Raw genomic sequence first — 16,199 nt, 5'->3', positions numbered from 1 at the left:
CATTTTTTTAGACGCACTTTCGCACTTATTATGAATCGAACAACTGGAAAAAGCCTGTTTTGGGTCTTTGCAGGCATCTCTATGCTATTGATTAAGGCCTGTGCTCCGAAGCAAACGGACACACAAACTACCAGAGACATCATTAATTTCAATCAACATTGGGAATTTGTCCGTCTGAATACCGACTCTACCGAGGAAAACCTTTCTACCTCCACAAAAAACGGTGTACAAACCGATGCAAGTTGGGACTCTCAATTCAACGTGGAGCATTTGGATAATCTTCCAACCAAAGAACAAGGGGACTCTCTCAAACAAATCATTCAAAATGAATTACAGGTACTGCCTCAACAACCCTGGGAAAATGTAACCTTGCCTCACGCTGCATTTGTAGAACCTAAGGTGGTCAAAAAACAGTGGGAAGGAATCTGTTATTATCAAAAAGAATTTACATTAAATCCGGAGGATAAGTCCCGGAAAATCTTTCTGGAATTTGAAGGAGCCATGCAATTAGCCGATGTTTGGGTCAATGGCCAGCACCTAGCTCATCATGCCGGAGGGTACTTACCCTTTACGGTGGACATAAGTCCGGCAGTTAATTTTGATTCGCCCAACACAGTGCTCGTTCGCTTGGATAACCGGGATCATCCCTTAATCCCTCCCGGCAAACCTCTGGAACGCTTGGATTTCAACTATTTCCACGGTCTTTACAGAGATGTGCATCTGATCAAAACCCAGCCGGTTCATATTACCGATGCCGTTGCAGCCAATGAAGTAGCCGGAGGAGGTGTATTTGTACAGTATTCGGAAGTATCCGAACAAAAAGCCACGATACATATCAAAACTCACGTACGGAATGACAGTAAGCAATCAGAACAATGTTCTGTCATCTCTACCTTACTTGATCCACAAGGAAAAGTGGTGGGCAAACAACTTTCGACACAACCTGCTGAAATAACAACGGGAGAAGCCATTCACTTTGAACAAAGTATGGAAGTAACCACGCCACAACTATGGTCTCCGGACGATCCTTCTCTTTATACCTTACAAACTTCCGTCATACTCAACGGCCAAGAAGTAGACCAACGAAACACCCGGATTGGTATTCGTTGGCTGGCCTACTCCAGGGACGAAGGATTCCAACTCAATGGCAAAAAAATACGATTGGTTGGGACGAACCGGCATATGGAATATCCCTATGTAGGCAATGCCTTGTCAGACAATGCACAATACCGCGACCTGTATAAAATCAAGAAAGCCGGTTTCAACACCGTTCGTTTGGGTCATTATCCGCAAGACCCTTCCGTATTGGCCGCCTGTGATGAGTTAGGCTTACTGGCCATCAATCCGATACCGGGATGGCAGTTCTTTAACAAAGACAGTGTGTTTGTGCAAAGAACGTATCAAAACATCCGGGATATGGTGAGAAGAGACCGCAATCATCCCAGTGTGATCTTATGGGAAACCATCTTAAATGAAGCCTGGCCCCCTGCTTGGTGGAAAGACGAAGCCCAGGCCATTGCCCATCAGGAATATCCAGGGCCACAAATGTTTACGGCAGGGGATATGTACGGCTATTACGGTTGGGATATTCTATACAATGACTGGAAAGAAAACCATACCCGTCCCAATGACAGTGAAAAGCCCGGTTTTATCCGCGAATACGGTGATTATGAATTTGGCGGACATTACAGTACTACCCGCAAAGAACGGGCGGAAGGAGAAGAAGCTCTATTACAAGCTGCCTGGAATTTCCAATGGTCCCACAACAAACACCGAAGCCAATACCCTTGGACCATCGGAGATGCCACTTGGGTCATGTACGATTACAACCGGGGCTGTTGCGATGATATAGAAGCCAGTGGTGTATCCGATATTTTCCGCTTGCCGAAATTCACCTACCAATTTTTTAAGAGTCAGCGCGCTCCCGAAGACACAACCTTTGAAGGTGGGCCTATGGCGTACATTGCGAATTACTGGACAGAAAGAACTTCGCCTGGTAAAGTCATCGTGTATTCCAATTGTGAGGAAGTAGAACTGTTTCTGAATGGAAAATCTCTGGGCAAACACAAACCCGATCAGGGACCGGATACCATTTATGGCGAACGGACCCAAGGCGGAAATCCTTTTGACGGAGGCAATGCCCAACATTTGACCCACCCGCCTTTTACCTTTACGGACGTCACTTGGGAAGCCGGTACTTTAAGTGCTGTAGGATATATTCAAGGAAAAAAAGCAACAGAATACCTAGTCCACACCCCTACACAAGCGACCGGTATACAACTTGATATCGACATCAGTGGGAAGCCTTTGGAAGAAAATGATCTCGTATTTGTATACGCTTCTATTGTAGACAAACAAGGAAATCCCGTACCTACATCCAGCGCTCTGGTCGAATTTGAAATTGAAGGAGATGCACATATTGTCGGCCCTGCTAAAGTGCATGCGGAGGCGGGCATCGCCACACTTTTATTACGCACCTCCGAAAATGCTCAATCCCTTGTGATCAAAGCCGCTTCGGCACAATTAAATACCGCAGAAACCCATTACAGAATTCCGAAAAAATAATCATCGAAACGGATCTGTTTCTGGTTTCAAACCCTTGAAAAGTTTATAACTCTTCGAGGGTTTTCTTTTTGCAGGATTTGTGAGTGAATTAACCTTTTTCTTTTTCCTAAAAAATGTTTCAAAAACGCCTCCTCTGTGTTCCTTTTTTCAACAATAGCTTTGGCTATTCTCTTCAAAAAATGCCTTGATAAGCCGGTTTTGATTCCATGTTCGGTCAAAAACTATACGTGTAAACCTCTTCATTGAGAAAACCGTACGGAAATTATACTTTCCTGAAATATATTATATTTGGGATATTGAGCATTATCTTACCAATCCAAGCTTCTAAATCCTGTAGTGACTATGAGCGATACTTCTTCGAAAGCGGTTGATGAAAATTTGTGGAACAGTCTGCGGAAGGGAAGTGTCGATGCTTTGGACCAGATGTATCAACAGCATTATCAGCTTTTATATAGCTTTGGGTATAAATGCATCCCGGATGGGGAATTGGTGAAAGACAGTATTCAAGAGCTTTTTATTAAACTTTGGAAAAAACATGCCCACCTCAAAAAAGTACATAATGTAAGAGGGTATTTACTACGAGCGCTGTACAATACGATCATCAGCCAAAAAAAGACGTACGGCCATCATGAACCCTTGCCTGATTTTGATCAATACAAATACCAGGTAGTTTTTTCTTCCGAAACCCAGGTGATTTCTCAAGAGCAAAAAGATGAAAATTCTCAAAAGCTCAACCGTGCCCTGAAAGGTCTTTCCAAACGGGAAAGGGAAATCATCTACCTGTTTTTTTACGAAGGGTATTCGTATCAGGAAATTGAGGAACAAACCCAACTCCAATACCAAAGCATCAAAAATGTAATGTACCGGGCCCTGCAAAGGCTAAAAAGCGGTGTCCTGATTACAGGATTATTTTTTTATTTATTGAAGTGAATTAACCTTTTTCTTTTCCCTGAAAAATGTTTCAAAAACACCCCCTCAGTGTTACTTTTTTTCAACAATAGCTTTGGCTATTCTCTTCAATAAGTGCCTTGATGAGTCGGTTTTGATTCCATGTTCGGTCAAAAACTATACGTTTAAATCACTTCATTAAAAAATATTCATTGAACATCTCTATCACGCTCTATACTTCTGTCCAAGAGGAATAGTGTTCGTACATAAATGCAAGCAACTATTTTCAAAGGCTTCTTCCTTAAGTTGACAGTATTGGGTGTCCTGTTGCTCCGGCTTTTCAAATTGTCCGGCAGGATAATCCCACTCAAAAAACAATCAACAACCAATTGATTTACAGATATATATAAATTTTATTAAAAAATATCAAAAAATTTTGGGTACCATTCTCAATTCTTGAAGTCCTATAAATAAAGATGCGAGACAGATGGATTTTGAAAATTATCAGGTCAAGGATTTTATCACAGACAGGTCTTTTATCAACTATTTTCTGAAAAGTAATGAACAGGATCAACGCTTTTGGAAACAATGGTTGAGTGAGCACCCTGAAAAGGCAACACTTGTCCAAGAGGCAGAAACGTATTTGACAGAAATTTACCCTACATTAGCGGAAGAGGAATATGCACGCGAATACCAGCGCTTCCGCCATACAATTAACCGGACACAAGTTGAAAAACCGGCTAAAACCAATGTGGTCAAGTTGTTTCTTGCACAACTTGTAAAACACAGAATAGCTGCCAGTATCATTGCTTTGTTAGGCTTGACGGCCTTCTGGTTGTTATCGCAACAATATATCCGTCATCAACAAACAGCGGAAGCCAACCAGCCTGTAGAATGGATCGAAAAGTTTGCTCCGAAAGGGCAAAAAAGCACCATTACTCTTACAGATGGTTCCAAAATAAAACTTAACTCGGGGAGCAAGATCAGGTTTCCAAAAGTATTTGCCAAGGATATCCGGAAAGTGTACCTGGAAGGGGAAGCCTTTTTTGATGTGGAACAGGACAGCACCAGACCCTTTATCGTGCATGCCAACAATGTATCCACCAAGGTATTGGGTACTTCATTTAACATCCGTAGTTCGAGCTTTCATAACAATGTAGAAGTTGCTTTGGTCAGTGGCCATGTGGAAGTGATGGATTTACAAACGGATCAAAAATTACGGCTCATTCCCAATGAGTTAGCAGAAGTAAACCGGAGCACGCTTCAATTAAAAAAAAGAACGTTTGAAACGGAGCAATTACTGGGGTGGAAAGAGGGGATTCTTCAATTCAGAGAGGCTACTTTTTTAGAAGTAGTGGAAACCCTTAAGAACTGGTACAATGTAGAAATCCAATACACACAAGTACCCAAAACGAAAGCGCTCACCGCAGAATTTGACAACCAAAGCCTTGACACGGTACTACAAGGATTGAGCTTTTTGATGAAATTCTCTTATGAGATTCAAGGAAGTAAAGTAATCATTCATTAATCATTTAAAAAAACTTGCCTATGCAAAAAAACATATGCTAAAATTCATTCTCAACGAGATAAAAGGATTGTGCATACGGTCCCTGACATCTTTCATTTTTTTGCATATCCCTACAATGTAAATTGACTTACGACAGGTCAAAAAAACGGGATATACAAAAGCCCTTAAGTCAACGGGTTTGGTCGCCAGGTTGAACTTAAGAGCCTACTGTTCTTGATGTATTACAAAAACAAATAAAAATATGAATTTGAATTTACTAAGGCAAATTATACTCATGTCTAAATATGCGTTATATGGAATTTTCCTACAGACATTATTAGGCTCTTTACTGTTGGCAAAAGATGGAAAAGCACAAAAAGTAAGCATTGATGAGATCTATTTATCCATCAACTTGCAAGATGCGACCCTCAAAGAAGTGTTTGATTCTATCAGCAAGAAAACCAACTTCAAGTTTGCTTACGAAAAGTACTATGTAGACTTGCAAGAAAAACTGAATGCTACCACGCTGAGTAGTCCCGATCAACAAGCGTCTTTGGGCAACTTATTGCGGAAAATCTCCAGAAATTCCAACCTGAAGTTTAAGCGAGTCAACAACAGCATTTTTGTGAGCAGCAAGGGTATTTTTTCCAAAAATGTGGAAGAGGTAATGGACACTCCTATGGCTCAAGATGTAACGATTTCCGGGAAAGTAACGGCTCAAGAAGACGGCACTCCCCTGCCGGGTGTCAGTATTCTGGTGGCAGGGACGGCCATTGGCTCTACTACTAACCTGGATGGAGAATACAAAATTACGGCTCCGGAAGGTAGCACTTTGATATTCAGCTATATAGGTTATAAGAGCCAAGAAATCACCCTGGGCAACCAAACAGTACTGAACGTCAGTTTAAGCCCGGATGTGTCTCAATTGGAAGAGGTTGTAGTAGTAGGATATGGTTCACAAAAAAAGTCGGATATGACCGGCTCTGTGGTAGCTATTAACACCAAAGAACTGGAAGACCGCCCCAACACCAATGTGTTACAAAGTCTTCAAAGTGCTATTCCCGGCTTGAACATCACCAATACCAACTCCGAACCGGGTGCTTCGCCATCGGTTTTGCTCCGGGGAGCGAACTCCCTCACAGCCGACAACGAACCGCTTATGATTGTAGACGGTATTCCTTATAGCGGGAATATGAACGATTTTAATCCGAATGATATCGAATCGGTCAGTGTATTGAAAGACGCCTCCGCAGCAGCCATTTACGGATCACGAGGTTCTAACGGAGTCATTCTCATCACCACCAAACGGGGTGAAAAAGGGAAAGCCAAGATCAACTACAGAGGATACTACGGAGTACAAATGGTCGAAAACAAACTGGACTTGTTAGACGGTCCGGGCTATGTGAAGTTTATCCAGGATTTTAAACGGTACAATGGCAGTAGCGACCTGGACCCCGAAAACATTTTGATGAATAGCGAATTAGAAAACTATCAAAACGGTCATGAAAATGATTGGCAAGATTTGGTATTCAGAGCGGCTCCTCAACAAGAACATCAAATCAGTGTCAGTGGTGGCTCGGATAAAACGCAGTATTATACTTCGTTTGCTTATCTCGACCAAAAAGGTGTGGTCGAAAACAGTAGCTTCAAACGCTATTCTATCCGGACGAACCTCGACCAAACCATTACCGATTGGTTCAAACTGGGCTTGAGTATTCAACTCTCCAAAAAAGATTATGGCGGCTTGCGTCCCAGTATCACCAATGCGATCAAAATCAGTCCTTATGGCAAGTTAAAAGACGAAAACGGCAAGTATACGTTCTATCCGCAGGAGCCTCAACAGTATTATTCGAATCCCTTTGCCGATGACGGAGCCTACCAGGATCGCTTTTCACAAGAGGCATTTACCAACTTCTTTGCCGATATTCAGCTTCCGTTTATTCCGGGTTTATCCTATCGCATCAACACCGGATACAATTTCAATGCTTATGACATGGGAAATTACTATGGCAAGGAAACCTTGACCGGTCGCCAACCCAGCGGCTTGGCCAATGTAGAAAATACCCTGACCAAAGAATGGACCCTTGAAAATATTCTGAAATACCAAAAGACTTTTGGGGTACACCGCTTGAATGTAACAGCCTTATACAGTAGCCAAGGATGGGATAAAAAAGTAGCGACCATGGAAGGAAAAGGCTTTGTAAATGATGACAATCTGTATCACGATATGGAAGGTGCCGAACAACTCAAAGGAAATACGATTTTGACTGAAAAGGGCATGATTTCTTATATGTTCCGGGTCAATTACTCTTTGCTTGATAAATATTTCATCACAGTGACCGGCCGGAAAGACGGTTTTTCAGGCTTTGGAGAAAATAACAAATACGGTTTTTTCCCTTCTGTCGCTTTGGGTTGGACACTGAGTGAAGAAAACTTCATTAAAAATATATCCGTCATTGACTACTTGAAATTGCGCCTTTCTTATGGACGAAACGGAAACCAAGCCATTGACCCCTATAAAACCAAAGACGGGTTTGCCAACCGGTATTATGTATATGGTGATCAGGGAGAGATGGCCAATGGCGTAGTGTTGAATACCGTTGGAAATCCGAACCTGCGTTGGGAGGGTACCAACTCCCTAAATATCGGAATTGATTATGAATTATTAGACAATCGATTGTCCGGTACTATTGACTTTTATAAGAGTAATACGACTGATCTCCTGATGTCCCGGCAAGTGCCGGTGATGAATGGATACCGCTCGATGTATTACAATGTGGGAGAGACGCAAAACTGGGGGATTGAATTCAATGTAAAAAGTGTAAACATCGACAACGGAAACTTTCAATGGACCACTAATCTGAACTTTTCATTGAACCGGGATGAGATCGTAGCACTCCGGGGTGACGGTAAAGATGATTTGGCCAACAAGTGGTTTATCGGTGAACCTTTACGGGTATACTATGACTACCGCATGATCGGTGTATGGCAAGAAGGAGATGATATTGCCAATTCCGCTCAACCTTCGGCCAAGCCCGGAGACGCTAAAATCAAAGATGTGAACGAAGATGGTAAAATCACCAAGGAAGACCGGGAAATCATCGGGTCAAGATTGCCCAAATGGATCGGAGGAATTACCAATACCTTTTCATATAAAAACTTCTCCCTCTCAATATTCATCAATACCGTACAAGGAATCACCCGCCAAAATAACCTGTTGGATCCGGGAGAGTGGTTGCCTGAGAAAAATACCAACTACCTTGACATCCCTTACTGGACACCTGAGCGCCCAAGCAATGAGTTTGTATCTCCGGGGTACAATGAAAACTCTCTGGGCCATATGTACTACCAAGATGCCAGTTATGTCCGCATAAGAGACATATCATTGGCCTACCGCTTTCCGGCAGCTACCTTGGACAGATTAGGACTCAGTAACCTAAAACTCTACTTGAGCGGACGGAATTTGCACACCTTTACGGATTGGATTGGATATGACCCCGAGTCAAGCAATTCTTACGGAGCATATCCCAATGCCCGTACTTTTATCCTTGGGGTAAATTTAAGTTTATAAACCCCACATGATGAAAGAGTGAGGGTTCACAGACCACTTACTCTTTCACCATACGGGTACTTATTAAGCGACCCCATGATGTAAAGATCACTTTAAAATTAAAGAGGTATGAAAATCAAAAAAATATATCAATTCTTATTACTATTTGCCAGCTTGTCAATGAACCAGGCTTGTAATGAAAGTTTACTGGATGAGGACCCCAAAAGTACACTGGCACCCGACAATACGTTTGTATCAACCCAAGGATTTGAAACAGCCCTTACCGGTCTGTACGTTCAGGTACGGGACGAATGGGGCTGGTATGCAGGTGGCTTGACCTATGCCCCCATGTTTGCCGGAACAGATCTGTCTGTAACAGGAAACCGGCATCCGCATATCACTCCTTTTGAAGATTATGCAGACAACATCTATAGTTCAACCACCATCGTTAATGCGTACTGGAACTGGGCGTATACCACTATTGCCAATGCCAATTTGATTATAGAAGCAGCCGATAACGAAGAGGTAAATTGGAAATCACCCTCCGACAAAAACCGGATAAAAGCAGAAGCCAGATTTATCAGGGCATACGCTTACCGCGAATTGATCTACTTATACGGGGATGTACCTTTGGTAGACCAAGTATACCGGCCGTTCCGTCTGGACTTTGAAAGAAATCCGGTATCGGAAGTGGTTCATTTTATGATCGAAGATTTAAAATTTGCCGTGGAGTACCTTCCCGAAACAGCAGGGATCGATGGAAAGCTGGTCAAAGGGGCCGCACAGCATTTACTGGCGGAAACCTATTTAAAGGCGAACCAACCTGACTTGGCAGAACAAAGTGCCTCGGACTTAATCAACAGTGGGGTATTTCAACTCATGCAAACCCGCTTTGGTAATCATTTACAAGAGGAAGGAGATGTATTTTCCGATTTGTTTAAAGAGCATAACCAAAACCGGACATCCGGTAACTTAGAAAGTATTTGGGTGATTCAACAAGAATACAATGTGAACGGAGGAGGTGCCGAACGCTTTACCGATTGGTCGCGCAGGGCCTGGGGGCCTTATTATTCCCAAATCAACGGAATGACCCTTTGTGACTCCCTGGGGGGGAGAAGCCTTGGCCGACTGATTCCCTTAGATTGGTGGATCGATGCTTATGAAGAAGACGACATCCGGGCTTCCAAACACAATATCAGAAAAGAGTATTGGTACAATAACCCGGAGCATGAAAATTACGGTGAAAAGGTGGAAATGACGGAAGAATGGAAAAAAAGCGGCACTTTATATCCTTCTACTACTAAATTTTACTTTGGCAAATCAGACGATGATCCCAGCTACCTGAACAATGACAAGGACCGGGTAAAATTCCGCTTGGCAGAAACCTATCTGTTATTGGCTGAAGCACATTTGGCACAAGGTGAATTAGACAAAGCAGCCAATGCCATCAATACAGTCCGTAACCGTGCCAATGCTTCCCCCATCACTGCTGGGCAGGTCAGCTTGGATTTCATTCTGGATGAAAGGGCTCGTGAACTGTTTGGTGAAGTGCCTAGACGGATTACGTTGAACCGCGTGGGTAAATTATTAGAAAGAGTTAAACAATACAATCCTTTATCTGTCCATACCATCCGGGATTACCATGTGTTATGGCCGATCCCCCAAACCGCTATTGATGCCAACTCAGAAGCTGTGTTGGAGCAAAATGAAGGATATGAGTAAAACACTGACCTGGGTAGATGATTTCTAATAGCCGGAATTTTCTCTTGGCTAAACCTATCAGGTTTTCGAAAGCCTGATAGGTTTTTATAACGCTATAAATGATGATGACAAAAAAATATATTCTAAACCTTATTATAAGTTGGATCACCCTTTCTTTGGGTGCCCACACTCTCTACGCACAAGAAAAAAAAGAAGTTCAATACGGCCCGGTATCTCCAGAGAAAAGAACCGATCCTGCTATGGAAAAGTGGCGGGACAATCGCTTCGGCCAATTTATTCACTGGGGGCTTTATGCCATTCCGGCCGGCTATTGGAAGGGCAAATACTACAAAGGCGCTGCCGAATGGCTAAAATCCTGGGCCAAAGTTCCGATGAACGAATGGGCAAAACTGGCAGAAGAATTTAACCCGGAACAATACGATCCGGAAGAATGGGCCTCCATGGCCAAACAAATGGGTGCACGCTATGTAGTCCTTACTACCAAACACCACGAGGGCTTTTGTCTTTGGCCCAGTCAGTACACCGATTTTGATATAAGCAACACGCCTTACCAAAAAGACTTACTCAAGCCTTTTGTAGAAGCATATAACAAAGCGGGCATCGATGTGTATTTTTATTATTCTGTGCTCGACTGGTACCACCCTGACTGGCGCTATGCCCTTAAATCCGAAGAGGACAAACAAGCCTTTGAACGCTTTAAAACATTCACTAAAAACCAATTAAGTGAGTTGATCGAAAGGTATCCATCCGTAAAAGGCTTTTGGTTTGACGGTACTTGGGACGCTTCCTGGAAGGCCAGTGGACAGTTCAGTTACGAGCTGGAAAAACATATGAAACAACTCAAGCCGGGGCTGATCATCAACAGCCGGATGCGGGCCGATGAATGGGGTAGCCGTCACTTCGATTCTAACGGGCAGATGATGGGCGACTATGCTTCCGGCTGGGAACGGAAACTCCCCACGGATACCAGTGTATTGCACAATGACTGGGAAGCTTGTATGACCGTACCCGAAAACCAATGGGGATATCATAAAAATTGGGAAGGACATGTCAAAACCCCAACGGAACTGATCGAAATGATGGTACGCTGTACTGCTTTAAGTGGCAATTTCCTGTTAAATTTCGGGCCTAAAGAAGACGGTTCGATCCGCGAAGAGGAACAATTACTGGTGAAAGAAATCGGGAATTGGATGGAGCAATACGGCAATGCGATTTACAACTGTGCCTATGCCGGATTGGAGAAGCAAGACTGGGGGTATTTTACCCGCGAACCTGGTAGCAAAACCGTAAACATGGTGGTCTGTAATATTCCGGTAAACAAAGCTCTGCGTATTCAATTGCCCAAAAACTTATTCATTCAGCACTATGAATACATGGGCAAGCCTTTATCGAAACTAACACTGGAAGAAATCGGCAAAAACGAATATTTTATTCACCTTGGCAAGGTAAAAACAAAACAGCCTTTTGTGATTAACATCCAACTCACTTCCGAGAAAACAGACAACGGACTTTATCAAAAAGCCAAAACTTAATAGAAATAAAACCCTTGAAGAGTTTCACGCTCTTCAAGGGTTAAAAAAGATTTAATACCGGTATTGCATAGTCCCTTTCAAAGGCTTTCCCTCTTTAAGGATGGACCCTATCCATTTAGGTCTTTCCGGCACATCCTGGTCAGCAATCCGTTGCTTCCATTCCTCGTCATTATAAATTCTTCCGGTAAATTCATAATAAGAAAAGACAGAACCTCTGGCAATATAATATTCTCCCTTGATCGGTACGATGGTATAAATATCGTCCGCATGCCCTACGGCCACATTTAAGTTAGTGCCATTGTAAGCATACACATCGGCAATCAAGGCCATGGAACGCTCCCGGTCCGGAAGGTGATCGGTTTCCAATAAACTCAACAGAATATACTCCACTGTCCCCCCCACATAATGCAATTCATCGTACTCTTCTTTGGTAATCGTTTTTCCTTCAATTTGTTTGTAGGCAACGGTCCTTAAGTTCTCTCCTAATTCTTTAATTTGGCTTAGCTCAGACTCAAAACTGGTTTCGTACTTTGCCAAAGTTTCCAACCACTCTACTAATTCGAGGGCCGTATCCCAAAACTCCAGGTTGGGCTCCACATAACTATAATGTTCCGGTGGTTCGGGACCTCCACCCTGCCCGGCTTCGGCTGCATGAGGTTTTTCCTGGTATAAGATCAAATCGTGTTTGATATGAGTCCAGGATGCCAAGGTGGTAGATAGTTCTTTCCGGTTGTACGCATCGGTTTTCATAAAGTCAGGATAGTTTCCATGTTCCGCGCTTGCTGCCAATGCTGTCTGTACTCCTTTAAACCCGTAATTGTGGTCCCAATTTTCAAAATTTTTGAAGTGATCTTGGAGCTGATTTAACTTGGGCAAGTATTCGGGCCAGGCTTCATGATCCTTGTACTCATTGACAAGAATATTCTGAGCCGTTTGATTGCCAAATACAGCCGGCACATCCAACCCCTTGGGAAAAGGCCTTTTGGACTTCAGCTGATCCACGTGCACCAGCTTTGAAAAAATCTCCCCACTAATGGAATACGTACTGGACAAGAAATAAACATATCGGGCATTTTTCACTTCGGCTTTCACAGTCTTGCCAAAAACTGTTTTGATTTTCTCCTTATTCAAACGGTTTAATTCATCTTTCACCGAAGCAACAAAGTCCTCATTGAGGATTTCTTCCAGTGATTGATCTTTGAGTAAGCGCATGATATCGGAAAGGGAAAGGTTATCCTCCTGCCCGGCAAGCCTTTCAATGACAGAGACATACTGCTGATATTGCTTGAATAATTTTTCATCGTTCTTAATCGTATGGGCAAAGACAAGCAAGCCTTTGAGTTGCTCTTTATTGTCCAGGTCGATCCCGTTTAAGCTCAACCATTTAAAGCCTTTGAAGTACTTCTTTAAGTTGTCACTTTTGGTATAATGCCCCCGCGGTTTTAATTCCTGATAGCTTACAAATGAATTTTCAATAAATGAAGGGTTTCCCTTCAGTGCATCAATCTTCTTTTTCTCTTCCTGAAAAATAGCAGTATATGCTTCCGGTGCGGTTACCTTAGCATCGCCAAGTGCATATAATGCCAAGCTTGTATACATCTGAGCCCACTCCAAAGTGGCTTGATGTTCCGAGGCAGGTCCCGATAATGTATTAATTTTTTGAGATGCATTTTCCAGAAGGGTTTTCAACTGGCCATACATATAGTTTTCATCCAACTTTTCCAGAGACCGGGAGAAATACTTGTGCAAAATAAACAAGTACAAATCCGTAGTAATGTAATGAGGAATATACTGATAGGCATTTTCATCATAGGCATAAAAAGGCATGGCGCGGTTGGTAGCCACAAGGCTAAAATTCTGTTTATGGAAATCTTCTTCAACTCCCTTGGGAATAACTTCAAATTGTTGTTTATTGGCAATTAAATCTGCATTATACAGCTGCAAATCTCCTTGAGAAACCGTTTTCCGTTCTTTCCGTTTTTTCTCTTCGGCCAGGATCTTATTTACTAAATCCCTCTCTTTCTGATTCAAGGAAATTTCAAAATCCTCCACATCAAAAATAGGCATGTACCAATCGAACCGGTTAAAATAACCTCTTAAAAAACCATCGGAAAACAAATAGCCGTTCCGGGCAAATATTTCGTTTCTCAACAAGCGTAACTCCTCATAAGATAGTGAAGTTAAATCACTGGGATAACTAAAATCATTCGAGGGTGTATATTCCAAGTTATTCCAGTCATAAAACTCCTTGATATGGGGCAGTTCGTAGTAAGTCTTTAGCTTTTCTTTATCTTCACCGTAAACGATTTTGAGCGTTCCTTTCTCATCTTCTTTTTCATTCACTCTGGAAGAGAACGTTGAAGTTTGCTGATTTTCAAGTGATTCTTTTTCACTGACGCTTTCCTCTTTTTCAGAAGCTTGATTCTTCCCGTCATCACTACAGGAAGCTGTCAAGAGTACACACAATAGTGCACAAAAAAGCAAGGGCTTATTTTTCATCGGTTTCTGATAGGTTTAGTGTGGTTAGTGCAAATCCGAAATCGTTCCATTCATATACCCTTTGGTGCCGCTTTCCATCCGGATCAACTTCTACAGTAGTGAGGAAATTAAATCCTTCAACATTTTGTACATCAAATGTTTCCACATCATGAATGAATTTGGTTCCTAACCACAAAGGTTTAAGTGTATGGTTTTGATAAGTAAATACATTTATCCTCTTTTTCACTACCGGATCAAAGTTAACTTTTTTACTGATTCCCAACAAAATGTCCGTATCACCGTCATTGTTGATATCCGATATTTGTAATTCGGACAGAGTTCCATGCAATCTCATCATATTGGAAGTATCCTTCGAGGTATAAAAAGCTAATACATGCGGACCTGCCTTTAGCTTTTTAATCATAGCTGTCCTGCTTTTCGCAGCAAACACCCAAAGTTGGGTTGCTTCTTTAAAGTTCACCTGTCGAGTAGGTTTCAACCACCAGCCATCCGGCTGCCGTAGCGCACAAATACCAGTAGAAAAGGACAAACTCTTTTGAATATGAGCAATCTGTTCCTTTTCACTGATATTGTTTGGAAAATAGCGCTCAATCCGGATGGGTCTGACCTTCACCTGTTCAATGGTGTCCTTCACGATCAGTTCCACGGTAAATGCCCGATCCGTATGGGGTAAATAAGCATCGGCTATATAATTTCCGATACTGTAAAAGACCGGTTTATCACGGATAAATTCCACGGACTGGACCACATGCGGATGATGCCCGATAATGGCATCCACTCCCATATTGATCAACTCCTTTGCCAATTCCCTTTGCCACGGTTCGGGAGTTGGTTGCAATTCCAAACCCCAATGCAGATACAACACCAAAGGGACTCCCGTATTTTCCCGTTCAAAGGCAAGCACACTTTCCTTTAGCTTCGCTACATTGGAAATACACAAAGACGCATTGTTCGATGTCAAAGAAGCCGACAAAATTGCACATTTATACCCGTCTTTTTCCAGCACGTTAGGGATACAGGTTTCGCCCAAAGGGATTAAGTCGTTTTTGTGCAAAGCAGCTAGGGTATGTTCAAAACCTTCCTTGCCATAATCATACACATGGTTATTGGCTATGGCGGCATGGGTCACCCCTCCCTGATACAATAAAGAGGCCTTCTCTGCGTCCGTTTTGAAATTAAACTTGGGGTTTTGACCGGAATCCAATGTAGTAAAAGTACCCTCATAGTTCACAATCAAATAGTCCTTTTTGCCAACCTTTTTTAAAGCATTCACCAAAAGGCTGTCGCCATGCAAGCGTATTTCATCGTCCACTCCCCTGTCCAAAATCACGTCTCCGGTAAATACCAAGCTCATTTCTGTAGGATCCTTCTGACAAGACATCAAAAAAATTACGGAAATGAAAACTACAATGTTTCTTTTCATCAATTACTTTATCTATGAGATGGTATAATGGACAAGCCCCCGTCCTGTTTCTATACGTTTTACATAACAACACAGCAGCGCAATCGAACCTTATTCCCATTGGTCATTATTAAAATCTTTCTCAAAATCGGAAACTCCTTCAAACCCCAACATTTCCAGTTTTTCAAAATAAGGGGTAAAATCCAAATCGGGATGATCCACCGTATCCAAGTTCCAAATAAAACTAGCAGCCCACTCCAACCATCGTGGCGGTGGCGGATACTTTCTCATATAAGCAATGCGTTCCTCCTCGGTAAATTTTTGTTGCTCCAGCCACTCATGCAATACCATGATAAAACTTTCCCCTCCTCCCATTCTCCACCCGATACTATAAGGATGAGCATTCGGGTAGTACATCCAAGGGGGAGGTACCTCTCCGTATTGATCAATATAGGCTTTACTTTCTTTTAAATACCATTCGGTATTTTCGTATTTTCCCATTTGTTTCGATAATTATGAATGTTGAAACCACAA

General features: G+C 42.4%; 9 protein-coding genes. 6 read left to right on the top strand and 3 right to left on the bottom strand.

Features of this window, described 5'->3' with window-relative positions:
- The first annotated feature begins 30 nt into the window (after window positions 1-30).
- From AAG747_RS16695 to AAG747_RS16670, 6 genes are all read left to right on the top strand, one after another.
- A complete protein-coding gene (locus tag AAG747_RS16695; RefSeq protein WP_346822343.1) occupies window positions 31-2,565 on the top strand; it encodes a glycoside hydrolase family 2 TIM barrel-domain containing protein in 2,535 nt (844 codons plus the stop codon).
- Window positions 2,566-2,907: 342 nt separating this feature from the next.
- Complete coding sequence (locus AAG747_RS16690) at window positions 2,908-3,495, top strand: RNA polymerase sigma factor (RefSeq protein ID WP_346822342.1); 588 nt, start codon at window positions 2,908-2,910, stop codon at window positions 3,493-3,495.
- 445 nt (window positions 3,496-3,940) lie between these two features.
- Window positions 3,941-4,981 carry a FecR family protein gene (locus AAG747_RS16685; protein WP_346822341.1) on the top strand — a complete coding sequence of 347 codons (1,041 nt, stop codon included), beginning with the start codon at window positions 3,941-3,943 and terminating at the stop codon, window positions 4,979-4,981.
- Window positions 4,982-5,255: 274 nt separating this feature from the next.
- Window positions 5,256-8,531, top strand: coding sequence for a SusC/RagA family TonB-linked outer membrane protein (locus tag AAG747_RS16680; RefSeq protein ID WP_346822340.1), 3,276 nt, complete (start codon window positions 5,256-5,258; stop codon window positions 8,529-8,531).
- Between the two features lie 108 nt (window positions 8,532-8,639).
- Window positions 8,640-10,232 carry a RagB/SusD family nutrient uptake outer membrane protein gene (locus tag AAG747_RS16675; protein ID WP_346822339.1) on the top strand — a complete coding sequence of 531 codons (1,593 nt, stop codon included), beginning with the start codon at window positions 8,640-8,642 and terminating at the stop codon, window positions 10,230-10,232.
- A gap of 98 nt (window positions 10,233-10,330) precedes the next feature.
- The gene (locus tag AAG747_RS16670) at window positions 10,331-11,764 is read left to right on the top strand and encodes an alpha-L-fucosidase (RefSeq protein WP_346822338.1); all 1,434 of its coding nucleotides are present in this window, start codon (window positions 10,331-10,333) and stop codon (window positions 11,762-11,764) included.
- A 51-nt stretch (window positions 11,765-11,815) separates the two neighbouring features.
- Here the strand turns inward: AAG747_RS16670 and AAG747_RS16665 are convergent, their stop codons facing one another.
- The 3 genes from AAG747_RS16665 to AAG747_RS16655 form a co-directional block, all read right to left on the bottom strand.
- Complete coding sequence (locus AAG747_RS16665) at window positions 11,816-14,263, bottom strand: DUF3160 domain-containing protein (protein ID WP_346822337.1); 2,448 nt, start codon at window positions 14,261-14,263, stop codon at window positions 11,816-11,818.
- Window positions 14,253-15,686 carry a CapA family protein gene (locus AAG747_RS16660; protein WP_346822336.1) on the bottom strand — a complete coding sequence of 478 codons (1,434 nt, stop codon included), beginning with the start codon at window positions 15,684-15,686 and terminating at the stop codon, window positions 14,253-14,255. The genes AAG747_RS16665 and AAG747_RS16660 overlap by 11 nt, the downstream gene beginning before the upstream one ends.
- Before the next feature lie 90 nt (window positions 15,687-15,776).
- Window positions 15,777-16,166, bottom strand: coding sequence for a hypothetical protein (locus tag AAG747_RS16655; RefSeq protein WP_346822335.1), 390 nt, complete (start codon window positions 16,164-16,166; stop codon window positions 15,777-15,779).
- Between the last annotated feature and the right edge of the window lie 33 nt (window positions 16,167-16,199).

The sequence above is a fragment of the Rapidithrix thailandica genome (genome assembly GCF_039710355.1).
Classification (GTDB): Bacteria; Bacteroidota; Bacteroidia; order Cytophagales; family Flammeovirgaceae; genus Rapidithrix; species Rapidithrix thailandica.
The sequence above is the reverse complement of the archived record's forward strand: the minus strand, read 5'-3'. Positions and strand labels throughout refer to the sequence as shown.

Bases quoted from the DNA above. Each gene is read 5' to 3' on its own strand.
- AAG747_RS16695 (WP_346822343.1), top strand. From the start codon at position 31: ATGAATCGAACAACTGGAAAAAGCCTGTTTTGGGTCTTTGCAGGCATC.
- AAG747_RS16690 (WP_346822342.1), top strand. From the start codon at position 2,908: ATGAGCGATACTTCTTCGAAAGCGGTTGATGAAAATTTGTGGAACAGT.
- AAG747_RS16685 (WP_346822341.1), top strand. From the start codon at position 3,941: ATGGATTTTGAAAATTATCAGGTCAAGGATTTTATCACAGACAGGTCT.
- AAG747_RS16680 (WP_346822340.1), top strand. From the start codon at position 5,256: ATGTCTAAATATGCGTTATATGGAATTTTCCTACAGACATTATTAGGC.
- AAG747_RS16675 (WP_346822339.1), top strand. From the start codon at position 8,640: ATGAAAATCAAAAAAATATATCAATTCTTATTACTATTTGCCAGCTTG.
- AAG747_RS16670 (WP_346822338.1), top strand. From the start codon at position 10,331: ATGATGATGACAAAAAAATATATTCTAAACCTTATTATAAGTTGGATC.
- AAG747_RS16665 (WP_346822337.1), bottom strand. From the start codon at position 14,263: ATGAAAAATAAGCCCTTGCTTTTTTGTGCACTATTGTGTGTACTCTTG.
- AAG747_RS16660 (WP_346822336.1), bottom strand. From the start codon at position 15,686: ATGAAAAGAAACATTGTAGTTTTCATTTCCGTAATTTTTTTGATGTCT.
- AAG747_RS16655 (WP_346822335.1), bottom strand. From the start codon at position 16,166: ATGGGAAAATACGAAAATACCGAATGGTATTTAAAAGAAAGTAAAGCC.